Genomic DNA, 12,849 nt, shown 5'->3' on the forward strand with positions numbered 1-12,849 from the left:
GATTCACAATTTGCGCGCGATAATATCACACTTGTTTTGTTACGCACGGTTCCACCAGCCACTTCTGCCAGCTGGTTCGAACGCGTTCTCGCTCAATGCTGAAACATTCCGCCGCCACATGGCCCGGCTGCTCCTGTAACGCCAGATGATGCAATTCATCGCGAAGCGTGGTGTAGGCGTGGGTTAACGCCTGCGCTTCTTGCTCATCCATAATGTCGTTTTGCGCCAGCAGTTCCAGAATGCGCACGTTATCAGACCAGCGCGTCAGCTTCGGCTTGTCGTGTGCATGACGAAGCACCAGATACTGAGTAATAAACTCGATATCGGTGATCCCGCCCTCATCGGCTTTGATATCAAAGCGATCGCGATGCTTGTTTCCGAGATGAGCGCGCATCTTCTCACGCATCTCTCGTACTTCGGTTTGCAGGGTTTGGCCCTCACGCGTTGCGGTAAGCACATCACGGCGAATGGCGTCGAACTGCGTTTTCAGCTGCGGATCGCCGTACACCACGCGGGCACGCACCAGCGCCTGATGCTCCCACGTCCAGGCTTCGTTTTGCTGGTAATCCGCAAACGATTCGGTGGACGTGACCAGCATCCCCGCCGCGCCGGACGGGCGCAGGCGCGCATCCACTTCGTACAAAATCCCGGAGGAGGTGCGGGTGCTGAAGAGGTGCATAATGCGCTGCGCCAGTCGCAGGTAGAACTGACGCCCGTCGATTTCGCGATCGCCATCGGTCATGACATCCACCGGGCAATCGTGCAGGAAAATCAGATCCAGATCGGAGCTGTAGCCCAGCTCCCAGCCGCCCAGTTTGCCGTAGCCGACCACGGCAAAACCCCGTCCTTCGCGATCCGCCAGGTGTTTTGGCTGACCGTAGCGCACGACCATTTGGCTCCAGGCCTGCTGGACTACCGCGTCGATGATCGCTTCCGCCAGCCAGGTTAAATGGTCGCTGACTTTCATCACCGGCAGGGTGCCCGCGATATCGGCCGCCGCCACGCGCAGCATCTGGGCCTGTTTAAACTGACGCAGCGCTTCGAGCTGTTGCTCTTCGTCCTCTTCCGGCACGCGCAGCAGATACTGACGCAGTTCGTCGCGATACGCATCCATCGCTGTCGGTTGATAGAGGGTGTTAGGGTCAAGCAGCTCATCCAGCAGCAGCGGGTAGCGCGCCAGTTTGCTCGCCACCATCGGCGACGCGGCGCAGAGTGAAATTAAATGTTTGAGCGCACCGGGGAATTCACTCAGCAGCTCAAGATAGGTCGTGCGGGTGATGATGCCGGTGAGCAGCGGCGTCAGGCGCGACAACGGGATCGGCGCATCCGCCCGCGAGCAGACGTTGCTCAGCAGGTGCGGCATCAGGTGGTCGAGCACCTGCCGTCCGCGCGGGCCGATGGCGCGTTTGTTCATCTCCATGCGGAAATCGGCGATCAGCGCCACCACACGATGACGGTCGTCGTCGCTCAAATGCGCCAGCACTGGCGTGGTGTCATCTTCCTGCAGCGCATCCTGCCACAGCTCGCGCCAGTGTTCGGACAGCGTGTCGTCCGGCGATTCGCTCTCGTCATCGCCAATCAAATCATTAAAGATGCGTCGAACGCCCGCCATATGGGCGTCCAGCGTCTCCGTCAGCCTCTGCCAGTCGTCAACGCGCATGCCCCAGGCCAGCCGCGCGCGGTTCAGATCGTCGCCCGGCAGCGTCTGGGTCTGTTCGTCATTGATGCTTTGCAGCAGGTTTTCGAGGCGACGCAGATAAAGATAGGCATCGTGCAGAGTCTGCGCGTCACCCTCCGGCAGCAGATGCAGCTGTTCGATGGCGTTCAGCGTCGGCAGCAGCGAGCGGGACTGCAGGGACGGCTCACGCCCACCGCGAATCAGCTGGAACACCTGCACGATAAATTCGATTTCACGGATACCGCCCGCGCCGAGCTTGATGTTGTCTTTCAGACCCCGGCGGCGCACCTCGCGGGCAATCATCCCTTTCATATTACGCAGGGACTGAATAACGCTGAAATCGATATAGCGGCGGAACACGAACGGGCGCAGCATGGCGCGCAATTCGCTGGCGTAGATGTCGTCTTTGTCGCCCATGATCCGCGCTTTGACCATCGCGTAGCGCTCCCAGTCGCGCCCCTGCTCCTGGTAATAATCTTCCAGCGCGGCAAAGCTCAGCACCAGCGGGCCGCTATCACCGAACGGGCGCAGGCGCATATCCACGCGATAGACGAAACCGTCCTGGGTTGGCTGATCCAGAGCTTTGATCAGCCGCTGGCCGAGACGGGTGAAGAACTGCGCGTTATCCAGTTCGCGGCGGCCCCCACGGGTCGCGCCCTTTTCCGGCCAGGCGAAGATCAGGTCGATATCCGACGAGAAATTCAGCTCACCGCCGCCCAGTTTCCCCATGCCTAAAATCATCAGCGGCTGCGGCGTGCCCTCTTCACTGCACGGCGTGCCCCACTCTTTGCAGCAGGCGTCGTACAGCCAGTCGCGCGCGGCGACAATCAGCGTTTCCGCCAGACAGCTCAGCTGCTGCAGAGTGCTCTCTTCGCTCACCAGCGCCAGCGACTGCGCCCAGGCAATACGCACCATCACGCGACGGCGGAACTGGCGTAAAACGCGCATCAGCGTCGGCTCGTCTGCCACCTCTGCCAGCGCGTCGTTCAGCCACTGAGCATAGTGCTGCCACTCGTCGGCCTGCGGCGGTGCCACTTCCAGTTCAGCCAGCCAGTCAGGATTCGCGGTGATGCTCTCCTGCACAAAATCACTAAAAGTAAGCACTTGCTGCGCCTGCTCACTCAGTGAGGCGGCGGGTAATGACTCCGGCAGACGCGCACAAACCGTCTGCCAGTGCTGCTGAAGCTGTGAAGAAAGCGGCATCATGGGGTTCCTTGCCTGAGTTAACGTTTTCCGCTGTGCAGCCAGAACGGCTCTTGCGAAATAGCCTCGTTACGGAAATGTTCGATTTCAATACGCTGGCGCGTCTCAATGGCATGGCGAAGCCCCTGCCAGTTCTCCAGCCACGCCTGCGCTTTCGGCCCATCGTAGCTTCCCGATAACAGCAGAACGCTGTCGATATCACGATTCAGACGTACCAGCTGATCGCTGTACTGATCGCCCAGCGGGCGGTCAAAAATGGTTTTCAGCTCGGAGTTGCTGCGGGACAAATGGGTATCCGCAAAACGCTTAAACGACTCGGCGATTTTCTTCTGGGTTTTATCATCCAGAAAACGCTGCCAGCCGCGCGTCACCAGGAATTCCGTTAACGCCAGTTTGGCGGCCGCGGTTTGCGGGCTGTAGACCGCAGTTTCGGCAGAGACGTCAGTGGCCATCAGCGTTTCGGTCTGGGTCAGGAAATCACGTAAGTGAGTGCTCGCTTTACGCGGTACGACGCCGCCAAACAGCGTCAGGGTGCTGCGTACCAGGCCCATCGCCGCAATCACATGTTTTTTCGCGTCGCTTACGCCGCGTACCCACAGCTCCTCGTGGTACTGCCACTGGCTCAGGGCCAGCTCCAGCGAGGCTTCCAGACCCTGCTCAACGCTTGATTTAGGTGCCACGTGCAGGATGGTGGTGGCTTTCACCTGACGCGGCGCATTTCCCGCCGCCAGATGGTAGCCGCGCGCGGCCTTGCTCAGGCTGCCCTGACGCAGACCCGACTGGCCCACCAGCTTACGTGCCAGTTTGAGCACGTCGTCAGCGCTGCCTTCCAGCAGTTCAAGCTCCAGCTCGCAAATCGGTTCCTGGAACTCGCCCGCTTTCACTTCGCCCCGATCGAGGGCAATTTCGATGCGGCTTTTACCTTCGTTCACCAGCCATTTTTCACGCCAGAAATCGGTGCTAAACAGCGGCTGAACCTGCGCTGACAGACCGTCCGGCAGTTCACCGTTCGGCCAGACTTCCGCCGGAAGACGATTCAACTCAAGTTCTGGCTTTTCAATGTCGATATTGTATTCAGGACGCTGATGCAAACCACCTACCACACGCCCGGCAATTTTCATCGTCATTTCATAGCGCCCGTTCGCACCACGGATGCGCAGCCCCATATCGTGACGACGCAGCCAGTTATCCGCCGTTTCGTAATAGATATTGAGGAGTTGCACCGGCTCGTGGTGCTCGCTGGTCAGTTGATTCAGATGGTTACGCAGCGCATCAACGCTGCCCGTTTCGACGATAAATTTTAATTCGATCTCTTGTGCCATAGCCCTGTACTTTCGGTTGCGTCACAGCCGCGTCAATGAAGGCGAACTTCCTCGCCATTTGTTTGTCAGTACATAGTATTTTGCGCCAAATTGCCACGCAATGAGCAATTTGAGGGGTGTAAAAGTCTGATGCCGTGACACAGATGATTCCGATTGCTGACGAATGCTTTGCGTGGAGACACTGTTGCCACTACTATCGTTCCACTTTTTATGAAAATAACGACTAATGATGCTTAAATTACGCCTGATTGGACTGACTTTACTTGCTTTCAGCGCCGCGACTGCGGTCCACGCTGAAGAGAAACGTTATGTTTCCGACGAATTGAACACCTGGGTACGTAGCGGCCCTGGAGATAATTATCGCCTCGTGGGTACGGTGAATGCCGGCGAGGAAGTGGTTCTGTTACAAACAAATCAGGACAGTAATTACGGTCAGGTGCGCGACAGTACCGGCCGTACTTCATGGATCCCGCTGAAAGAGCTGAGCACCGTGCCAAGCCTGCGCACCCGTGTGCCGGATCTGGAAAATCAGGTGAAAACCCTGACCGATAAGCTGACTAATATCGACACCACCTGGAACCAGCGCACGGCTGAAATGCAGCAGAAAGTGGCCCAGAGTGACAGCGTGATCAACGGCCTGAAAGAAGAGAACCAGAAGCTTAAAAACGAGCTGATTGTGGCGCAGAAAAAAGTGAGCGCCGCCAATCTGCAGCTCGATGACAAACAGCGCACCATCATCATGCAGTGGTTTATGTATGGCGGCGGCGTGCTGGGCGTAGGTCTGGTACTCGGTCTGGTTCTGCCACATCTGATCCCAAGCCGTAAGCGTAAAGATCGCTGGATGAACTAATTCGTCTTATTCACCATACTTACGTATTATCAGGTGAAAAGAGAATTGGGGAGTTTACGGCGTGAAGATTTATCTGGTCGGTGGTGCGGTTCGTGATGCGTTGTTAGGTCTGCCGGTCAAAGATAAAGACTGGGTCGTGGTGGGCGCCACGCCAGAAGAGATGCTTAACGCGGGCTACCAGCAGGTAGGCCGCGATTTTCCTGTGTTTCTTCACCCTAAAAGCCGCGAAGAGTACGCCCTGGCGCGCACGGAGCGCAAAGCCGGTTTTGGTTACACCGGTTTTACCTGCTATGCCGCGCCGGACGTTACGCTCGAGCAGGATCTGCTGCGCCGCGATCTGACGATTAACGCCCTGGCACAGGACGACGACGGTCATATCGTCGACGCCTACGGCGGCCTGGACGATCTGCACAACCGAATTTTACGCCACATCTCCCCGGCCTTCTCTGAAGATCCGCTGCGCGTCCTGCGCGTGGCGCGCTTCGCTGCCCGTTATGCCCATCTGAGCTTCCGCATCGCCGACGAAACCATGGACTTAATGACCGCCATGACCGACGCGGGCGAGCTGGAACATCTCACGCCGGAACGCGTCTGGAAAGAGACGGAGAACGCCCTTACTACCCGCAATCCGCAGGTCTTTTTCCAGGTGCTCCGTGACTGCGGGGCGCTGAAGGTGCTGTTCCCGGAAATCGACGCCCTGTTTGGCGTCCCGGCTCCGGCGAAGTGGCATCCGGAAATCGATACCGGCGTTCATACCCTGATGACGTTAAGTATGGCGGCGATGCTCAGCCCGGACGTGGATGTGCGTTTCGCTACGCTCTGTCACGATCTGGGCAAAGGATTAACGCCGAAAGCGCTCTGGCCGCGCCATCACGGGCACGGCCCGGCGGGCGTCAAACTGGTAGACAATATTTGCCAGCGCCTGCGCGTGCCCAATGAGATCCGCGATCTGGCGAAGCTGGTCGCTGAATTCCACGACCTGATCCACACCTTCCCGATCCTCAAACCGGCCACCATCGTGAAGCTGTTCGACAGCATTGACGCGTGGCGAAAACCGCAGCGCGTCGAGCAGATCGCTCTGACCAGCGAAGCAGACGTACGTGGGCGCACCGGCTTTGAAGCCTGCGACTATCCGCAAGGACGTTTGCTGCGCGAAGCGTGGGAGATCGCCAGAGCGGTGCCGACGAAAGACGTGGTTGAAGCCGGATTTAAAGGCCCGGCAATCCGCGACGAGTTAACTAAACGGCGGATTCAGGCGGTAACGGACTGGAAGGAAACGCGTTGCCCTCAGCCAAAAGACTGAGGGCAGTGAGTGGCTTAGAAGAAGACCACGTAAACGGCCGCTGCGACGATAAAGCGGTAGATCGCAAACGGGATGAACGAGATACGTTTGATGATCTGCAGGAAGGTTTTGATCGCTACCAGCGCGACCAGGAACGCGGTCACAAAGCCCACGGCGAACATCGGAATGTCACCCACCGTCAGGAAGTGGAAGCTCTTATAGAGATCCAGCGCGGTGGCACCCATCATCATCGGCACTGCCAGCAGGAACGAGAACTCGGACGCCGCATAGCGGCTCACGCCCATCAGCATCCCGCCGGAAATGGTCGCCCCTGAACGGGAAAAGCCCGGCCAGAGCGCCAGACACTGGAAGCAGCCGATGATAAACGCCTGGCGGTAGGTCATATCGTCCAGACCCGGCGCTTTCGGCTCTTTGGGTTTCAGCAGTTCCGCCGCTATCAGCAGCACACCGCCGACCACCAGCGCATACATCACGTTAATTGGGTTAAACAGCGATTTGATCGTGTCGTGGAAAACCAGCCCCAGCACCACCGCCGGAACCATCCCAAGCAGGATGTGAATCAGCGTCAGACGCCCTTTCCCCTCGCCTTCGTGCTGCGGCGGGCGGCCAAAGTGAATGCCGATAAGACCGAACAGGCGACGCCAGAACATCACCACCACGGCCAGAATGGAACCCAGCTGAATGACCACTTCAAACGTCTTTGCCGTTTCGCCTTCAAAGCCGAGCAAATGACCGACAATGATCATGTGTCCGGTACTGGAAACGGGCAAAAATTCCGTCAATCCTTCGACCACACCCAGTATTGCCGCCACCAGCAGCGAGTGTACATCGCTCATCTATTAACCCTTCTAAAAATGTAAAAAACGGCGAACCTCAATGGACGCCGTGAAAGAGACAGCTTTAAGACCGGTATAACCGAAAATGGTTTAGCGATTATGACGTTAAATCTTTGCTTTAAGATTTTTGCCACGCTCAATGATCACGCCGACGTTCGCCGCGCGCGCCACGGCACCCGGTTTGCTGAGTTTAATGCGCACCCACGGCGAATTAAAACGGCTTAACAGCAGTTCGGCCACCTCTTCCGCTACGCGCTCCACCAGCGCGAAACGTTGCCCTTCGACATGCTTCACCACCGTTTCGCTGATATCCGCATAGCTCAGGCAGTCTTTAACATCATCACTTTTTGCGGCCAGGCGGTTATCCCAGCCCATTTCGATATCGAACACCAGCTTCTGCTCGATGGTCTGTTCCCAGTCGTAAACACCAATTGTGGTGATTACCGAAAGTTGCTCTATAAATACAATATCCATCACGACCTGCCTGCTTTTTGGCTAAACCGGATACCACTTCCGGCGAATTATGCGTATTATCCACAGATGCAGAGAATACAGATACATTTTCAAAACGGAACAGCGTTATGAGTGCAATCGCGCCTGGAATGATCTTCCTCGCTTACCTTTGCGGCTCAATCTCCAGCGCCATTCTGGTCTGCCGCATCGCCGGATTGCCTGACCCTCGCGTCAGCGGTTCCGGGAATCCAGGGGCGACCAATGTATTACGAATTGGCGGCAAGGGAGCAGCCGTAGCGGTATTGATCTTTGATGTTCTGAAAGGGATGTTACCCGTCTGGGGCGCCTATGCGCTGGGCGTCACGCCGTTCTGGCTGGGGCTTATCGCCATCGCTGCCTGTCTGGGCCACATCTGGCCGATATTCTTTGGTTTTAAAGGCGGCAAAGGTGTCGCCACTGCGTTTGGCGCAATCGCCCCCATCGGCTGGGATTTGACCGGCGTGATGGCTGGCACCTGGCTGCTAAGCGTATTGTTGAGCGGCTACTCGTCGCTGGGCGCAATTGTCAGTGCGCTGATCGCCCCGTTTTATGTCTGGTGGTTTAAACCCCAGTTCACCTTCCCGGTCTCCATGCTCTCCTGCCTGATTCTCCTGCGTCATCACGACAACATTCAGCGTCTGTGGCGCCGCCAGGAAACAAAAATCTGGACCCGATTTAAGAGAAAGAAAAAAGATCCGCAATAGTTCGGACCACGAGAATCCCAGAAACCGGCTCAGAAATGAGCCGGTTTTTTTTCATCTATCCATAAGCGACTCATATGACAGGGTTCATTTCTGCCAGGGCATACTGAAGCAGAAAATGGCGAGCGGATGGATGCAGCATGTTAGCAACCCAGGTGACTGATAACGCGTATAAAGGCTGGCAGGCGTCGCTTGCGTTGCAGTTTCGCCACACCCCGCAAAAAACCGTCCTGCACTCGGCGCGACACATCGGCCCCCTTACCGTTCAGCGTCCGTTTTATCCCGAAGACGAAACCTGTCATCTCTATCTGTTGCACCCGCCCGGTGGCATTGTCGGCGGCGATTCGCTTGATATTTCAGTCCAGCTCGCAGCGAACAGCCATGCGCTGATCACCATGCCGGGTGCCAGCAAGTTTTACCGTAGCGGCGGCGCGCAGGCGCATCTTAATCAGCATTTTTATGTTGAGGAGCAGGCGACGCTTGAGTGGCTGCCGCAGGACACGATTTTTTTCCCCGGCGCTGACGCCCGGCTTCGCTCGGTGTTCCATCTGCATCACTCCAGTACCCTGCTGGCGTGGGAGCTGCTGTGCCTGGGCCGTCCGGTGATCGGTGAAACCTTCAGCCACGGCAACCTGGAAAGTCGGCTGGAGGTGTGGCTCGACGATGAACCGTTGCTCGTGGAACGTCAGCATCTGCGCGACGGCGATCTCACGCCGGTGGCGGCTCATCCGTGGACAGGCACCCTGCTCTGTTATCCGGCGAACGAAGCTCTGCTGGACGGCGTGCGCGAACGGCTGGCAGCCCTTGGGAATTTTGCCGGAGCAACGCTCACCGATGGCCTGCTGTCGGTGCGTTTTCTCTCTCACGACAACCTGATTTGCCAGCAGGCGATGCGCGACATCTGGCGATACCTGCGACCGCAGGTTACTGCTAAAGCGCCTCACGCCCCCCGAATCTGGCAGACCTAAGAGAATCCTATGGAACTGACTCCCAGAGAAAAAGACAAGCTGTTGCTGTTCACCGCCGCGCTGGTCGCGGAGCGCCGCCTCGCACGTGGCGTCAAACTTAATTACCCGGAATCGGTCGCGCTGATCAGCGCCTTCATTATGGAAGGGGCGCGCGACGGGCAAACCGTGGCGGAGCTGATGGAAGCGGGTCGCCATGTGCTGACGCGCGCGCAGGTGATGGAGGGCGTGCCGGAGATGATCCCGGATATTCAGGTGGAAGCCACCTTCCCGGACGGCTCTAAGCTCGTCACCGTTCACAACCCGATCCTGTGAGGGGAAACCGATGATCCCAGGCGAATATCAGATTAAACCCGGCCAGATTGCCCTTAACGTGGGGCGCAAAACCCAGCGCACGATCGTCGAAAATCACGGCGATCGACCGATTCAGGTGGGATCGCATTACCACTTTTACGAAGTGAACCCGGCCCTGAAATTCGATCGCGAATCCACAAAAGGCTATCGCCTTAACATTCCGGCGGGCACTGCGGTGCGCTTCGAACCGGGGCAAAAGCGCGAAGTGACGCTGGTACAGGTCGCCGGGGCGCAGCGCATTTTCGGTTTTCGCGGGGAAGTGATGGGCGAACTGGAGGACCACAATGGCTGAGATTTCGCGTCAGGCGTATGCCGATATGTTTGGCCCTACCACGGGCGATAAAGTGCGGCTGGCCGACACCGAACTGTGGATCGAGGTGGAAAACGATCTCACGATTTACGGCGAAGAGGTGAAATTTGGCGGCGGGAAAGTGATCCGCGACGGCATGGGACAGGGGCAGATGAAGGCGCAGGCGTGCGTGGATCTGGTGCTGACTAACGCGCTGATCGTCGATCACTGGGGGATCGTGAAGGCGGATATCGGCGTCAAAGATGGCCGGATCTTCGCCATCGGCAAAGCCGGGAACCCGGATATCCAGCCCGGCGTGACGATCCCGATTGGCGCGGCGACAGAAGTGATCGCCGCCGAAGGTAAGATCGTCACCGCCGGCGGGATCGACACCCACATTCACTGGATCTGTCCGCAGCAGGCGGAAGAGGCGCTGGTCTCCGGCGTCACCACCATGATAGGCGGCGGAACCGGCCCCGCGGCAGGCACCAACGCCACTACCTGTACGCCGGGGCCGTGGTATATCGCGCGGATGTTACAGGCCGCCGATACCCTGCCGGTGAATATCGGCCTGCTGGGCAAAGGCAACGCGTCTAATCCTGACGCCCTGCGCGAACAGGTTGCAGCGGGCGCTATCGGGCTGAAAATCCACGAAGACTGGGGCTCGACGCCCGCGGCGATTAACTGCTCGCTGGAGGTTGCCGAAGAGATGGACATTCAGGTGGCGCTGCACAGCGACACGCTGAACGAAGGGGGCTTTGTCGAAGATACGCTGGCGGCGATTGGCGGGCGAACCATTCACACCTTCCATACCGAAGGGGCGGGCGGCGGCCATGCGCCGGATATTATTACCGCCTGCGCGCATCCGAATGTTTTGCCCTCCTCCACCAATCCGACCCTGCCGTACACGGTCAACACCATCGATGAGCATCTCGATATGCTGATGGTTTGCCATCACCTCGATCCGGATATCGCCGAGGACGTGGCTTTTGCCGAATCACGTATCCGCCGGGAAACCATAGCCGCCGAAGATGTGTTGCACGATATCGGCGCTTTCTCGCTGACCTCTTCAGACTCCCAGGCAATGGGCCGCGTGGGCGAAGTGATTATCAGGACCTGGCAGGTGGCGCACCGCATGAAAGTGCAGCGCGGGCCGCTGGCGGAAGAGTCCGGGGAAAACGACAACTTCCGCGTCAAACGCTATGTCGCCAAGTACACCATTAACCCGGCACTGACCCATGGGATCGCCCACGAGGTCGGTTCGATTGAAGCGGGAAAACTGGCGGATCTGGTGGTCTGGTCACCCGCGTTTTTTGGCGTTAAACCCGCCACCATCGTTAAAGGCGGAATGATCGCCTGTGCACCGATGGGTGATATCAACGCATCAATTCCCACGCCGCAACCGGTGCACTATCGCCCGATGTTTGGCTCGCTGGGCGCCGCACGCCACGCCACGCGGCTGACGTTTGTCTCCCAGGCCGCAGCAACCGGCGGCATCCCGCAGCAGCTTAACTTACAAAGCGCCATCGCCGTGGTGAAAGGCTGCCGGACGGTGAAAAAGGCCGACATGATCCACAACAGCCTGCAGCCGAACATCACCGTGGATGCGCAAACCTACGAGGTGCGCGTGGACGGTGAACTGATAACCAGCGAACCGGCAGATGTCCTGCCGATGGCGCAACGCTATTTCCTGTTCTGAGGAGAGATGATGATCTACTTAACCCAACGCCTTGATCACCCGCACCCGGTCACCGCAAGCGTCACGCTGCCGATTGATGTGCGGGTGAAAAGCCGCGCCCGCGTGGCGCTGAACGACGGGCGCGAAGCGGGGCTAATGCTGCCGCGCGGGCTGCTGCTGCGAGGCGGCGATCTGCTCACCACCGATGACGGTCTGGAAGTGATCGAAGTGATTGCCGCGCCGGAGTCGGTGTCGGTAGTGCGCTGCGCCGATCCCTATCTGCTCGCGCGCGCCTGTTATCACCTCGGCAACCGCCACGTTCCGCTGCAAATCATGCCCGGCGAGCTGCGCTACCACCACGATCACGTGCTCGATGACATGTTGCGCCAGTTTGATCTCGACGTGACTTTTGCTCATCTGCCGTTTGAACCGGAAGCCGGGGCCTATGCCAGCGAAACCCACGGTCATGCGCATGCACATTCCCATTAAGGTGCCCTGAAGGAATGGAGCACAACCGCCAGCAGTTACGCCTGATGCAGCTCTCCAGCAGCAGTCTGCCGGTCGGCTCTTTCACCTGGTCCCAGGGGCTGGAGTGGGCGGTGGAAGCGGGCTGGATTTCCACCGCGGCTGAGTTCAGGCAGTGGCAAATTCAGCAGATGGAGCGGAGCTTTTTGTGCGTCGATCTGCCGCTGTTTATCCGTCTGTACCGCGCCTGTGAGCAGCACGACATTGCCGCCGCAAAACGCTGGACGGCGTATTTGCTCGCCTGCCGCGAAACGCGTGAGCTGCGTGAGGAAGAGCGCAATCGCGGCGCGGCCTTTACCCGGCTGATTAAGAGCTGGGAGCCGGAGTGCCCGCCCGAGTGGTTACCGCTGTTTTCCAGCAGCCAGCTGTGCGGCATGGCTTGGCTCGGTGTGCGCTGGGACATTGACGTCCAGTCTTTAGCGTTGAGCCTTGGCTACAGCTGGATGGAGAGCGCCGTCATGGCGGGCGTAAAACTGGTGCCGTTCGGACAGCAGGCCGCGCAGCAGTTAATTATCGAATTGAGCGACCATTTTGCTGCAAAGCTCGGTCAGGCGTGGGAGCGCAGCGATGACGAGCTGGGGGCGGCGACGCCGCTCTCGGCCATCGCCTCTGCGCGTCACGAAACACAATATTCACGGTTATTCCGATCCTGA

13 protein-coding genes are annotated in these 12,849 nt (G+C 58.4%); 9 read left to right on the forward strand and 4 right to left on the reverse strand.

What is annotated here, in order from left to right; all coding sequences use genetic code 11:
- Nucleotides 1-25: 25 nt before the first annotated feature.
- Entirely contained in the window at nucleotides 26-2,881 is a 2,856-nt protein-coding gene (glnE, locus tag ABIE11_RS13495; protein ID WP_429184717.1) for a bifunctional [glutamate--ammonia ligase]-adenylyl-L-tyrosine phosphorylase/[glutamate--ammonia-ligase] adenylyltransferase, read from the reverse strand.
- 20 nt (nucleotides 2,882-2,901) lie between these two features.
- Nucleotides 2,902-4,203 carry an inorganic triphosphatase gene (locus ABIE11_RS13500; protein ID WP_123428404.1) on the reverse strand — a complete coding sequence of 434 codons (1,302 nt, stop codon included), beginning with the start codon at nucleotides 4,201-4,203 and terminating at the stop codon, nucleotides 2,902-2,904.
- Nucleotides 4,204-4,432: 229 nt separating this feature from the next.
- On the opposite strand from ABIE11_RS13500, the gene ABIE11_RS13505 reads away from it, so the two are divergent.
- A complete protein-coding gene (locus tag ABIE11_RS13505) occupies nucleotides 4,433-5,053 on the forward strand; it encodes a TIGR04211 family SH3 domain-containing protein (RefSeq protein WP_100780817.1) in 621 nt (206 codons plus the stop codon).
- Nucleotides 5,054-5,114: 61 nt separating this feature from the next.
- Nucleotides 5,115-6,356, forward strand: coding sequence for a multifunctional CCA addition/repair protein (locus ABIE11_RS13510; protein ID WP_429184681.1), 1,242 nt, complete (start codon nucleotides 5,115-5,117; stop codon nucleotides 6,354-6,356).
- Between the two features lie 14 nt (nucleotides 6,357-6,370).
- Here the strand turns inward: ABIE11_RS13510 and bacA are convergent, their stop codons facing one another.
- Together bacA and folB are read right to left on the reverse strand one after the other, a co-directional pair.
- Nucleotides 6,371-7,192: an undecaprenyl-diphosphate phosphatase gene (gene bacA / locus ABIE11_RS13515; protein ID WP_100778883.1), complete on the reverse strand. Its 822-nt coding sequence runs from the start codon at nucleotides 7,190-7,192 to the stop codon at nucleotides 6,371-6,373.
- Between the two features lie 105 nt (nucleotides 7,193-7,297).
- On the reverse strand, nucleotides 7,298-7,666 hold the full coding sequence (gene folB / locus ABIE11_RS13520; protein WP_102104794.1) for a bifunctional dihydroneopterin aldolase/7,8-dihydroneopterin epimerase: 369 nt from the start codon (nucleotides 7,664-7,666) through the stop codon (nucleotides 7,298-7,300).
- Nucleotides 7,667-7,773: 107 nt separating this feature from the next.
- On the opposite strand from folB, the gene plsY reads away from it, so the two are divergent.
- The 7 genes from plsY (at nucleotide 7,774) to ABIE11_RS13555 (ending at nucleotide 12,849) form a co-directional block, all read left to right on the forward strand.
- Complete coding sequence (gene plsY / locus ABIE11_RS13525) at nucleotides 7,774-8,388, forward strand: glycerol-3-phosphate 1-O-acyltransferase PlsY (protein ID WP_100778881.1); 615 nt, start codon at nucleotides 7,774-7,776, stop codon at nucleotides 8,386-8,388.
- A 137-nt stretch (nucleotides 8,389-8,525) separates the two neighbouring features.
- Nucleotides 8,526-9,353 (forward strand): urease accessory protein UreD, encoded by an 828-nt coding sequence (locus tag ABIE11_RS13530; RefSeq protein WP_429184682.1) that lies wholly within the window; start codon nucleotides 8,526-8,528, stop codon nucleotides 9,351-9,353.
- 9 nt (nucleotides 9,354-9,362) lie between these two features.
- Nucleotides 9,363-9,665 (forward strand): urease subunit gamma, encoded by a 303-nt coding sequence (locus ABIE11_RS13535; protein WP_039031754.1) that lies wholly within the window; start codon nucleotides 9,363-9,365, stop codon nucleotides 9,663-9,665.
- A gap of 10 nt (nucleotides 9,666-9,675) precedes the next feature.
- On the forward strand, nucleotides 9,676-9,996 hold the full coding sequence (locus tag ABIE11_RS13540; protein WP_102104796.1) for an urease subunit beta: 321 nt from the start codon (nucleotides 9,676-9,678) through the stop codon (nucleotides 9,994-9,996).
- On the forward strand, nucleotides 9,989-11,692 hold the full coding sequence (gene ureC / locus ABIE11_RS13545) for an urease subunit alpha (RefSeq protein ID WP_429184683.1): 1,704 nt from the start codon (nucleotides 9,989-9,991) through the stop codon (nucleotides 11,690-11,692). Before ABIE11_RS13540 ends, ureC begins: the two co-directional genes overlap by 8 nt.
- 9 nt (nucleotides 11,693-11,701) lie before the next feature.
- The gene (gene ureE, locus ABIE11_RS13550; RefSeq protein ID WP_100778877.1) at nucleotides 11,702-12,160 is read left to right on the forward strand and encodes an urease accessory protein UreE; all 459 of its coding nucleotides are present in this window, start codon (nucleotides 11,702-11,704) and stop codon (nucleotides 12,158-12,160) included.
- Between the two features lie 14 nt (nucleotides 12,161-12,174).
- Nucleotides 12,175-12,849, forward strand: coding sequence for an urease accessory protein UreF (locus ABIE11_RS13555; RefSeq protein WP_429184684.1), 675 nt, complete (start codon nucleotides 12,175-12,177; stop codon nucleotides 12,847-12,849).

The organism is Lelliottia sp. 489 (assembly GCF_050435885.1).
GTDB classification, from domain to species: Bacteria; Pseudomonadota; Gammaproteobacteria; order Enterobacterales; family Enterobacteriaceae; genus Enterobacter; species Enterobacter nimipressuralis.

Bases quoted from the DNA above. Each gene is read 5' to 3' on its own strand.
- glnE (WP_429184717.1), bottom strand. From the start codon at position 2,881: ATGCCGCTTTCTTCACAGCTTCAGCAGCACTGGCAGACGGTTTGTGCG.
- ABIE11_RS13500 (WP_123428404.1), bottom strand. From the start codon at position 4,203: ATGGCACAAGAGATCGAATTAAAATTTATCGTCGAAACGGGCAGCGTT.
- ABIE11_RS13505 (WP_100780817.1), top strand. From the start codon at position 4,433: ATGCTTAAATTACGCCTGATTGGACTGACTTTACTTGCTTTCAGCGCC.
- bacA (WP_100778883.1), bottom strand. From the start codon at position 7,192: ATGAGCGATGTACACTCGCTGCTGGTGGCGGCAATACTGGGTGTGGTC.
- folB (WP_102104794.1), bottom strand. From the start codon at position 7,666: ATGGATATTGTATTTATAGAGCAACTTTCGGTAATCACCACAATTGGT.
- plsY (WP_100778881.1), top strand. From the start codon at position 7,774: ATGAGTGCAATCGCGCCTGGAATGATCTTCCTCGCTTACCTTTGCGGC.
- ABIE11_RS13530 (WP_429184682.1), top strand. From the start codon at position 8,526: ATGTTAGCAACCCAGGTGACTGATAACGCGTATAAAGGCTGGCAGGCG.
- ABIE11_RS13535 (WP_039031754.1), top strand. From the start codon at position 9,363: ATGGAACTGACTCCCAGAGAAAAAGACAAGCTGTTGCTGTTCACCGCC.
- ABIE11_RS13540 (WP_102104796.1), top strand. From the start codon at position 9,676: ATGATCCCAGGCGAATATCAGATTAAACCCGGCCAGATTGCCCTTAAC.
- ureC (WP_429184683.1), top strand. From the start codon at position 9,989: ATGGCTGAGATTTCGCGTCAGGCGTATGCCGATATGTTTGGCCCTACC.
- ureE (WP_100778877.1), top strand. From the start codon at position 11,702: ATGATCTACTTAACCCAACGCCTTGATCACCCGCACCCGGTCACCGCA.
- ABIE11_RS13555 (WP_429184684.1), top strand. From the start codon at position 12,175: ATGGAGCACAACCGCCAGCAGTTACGCCTGATGCAGCTCTCCAGCAGC.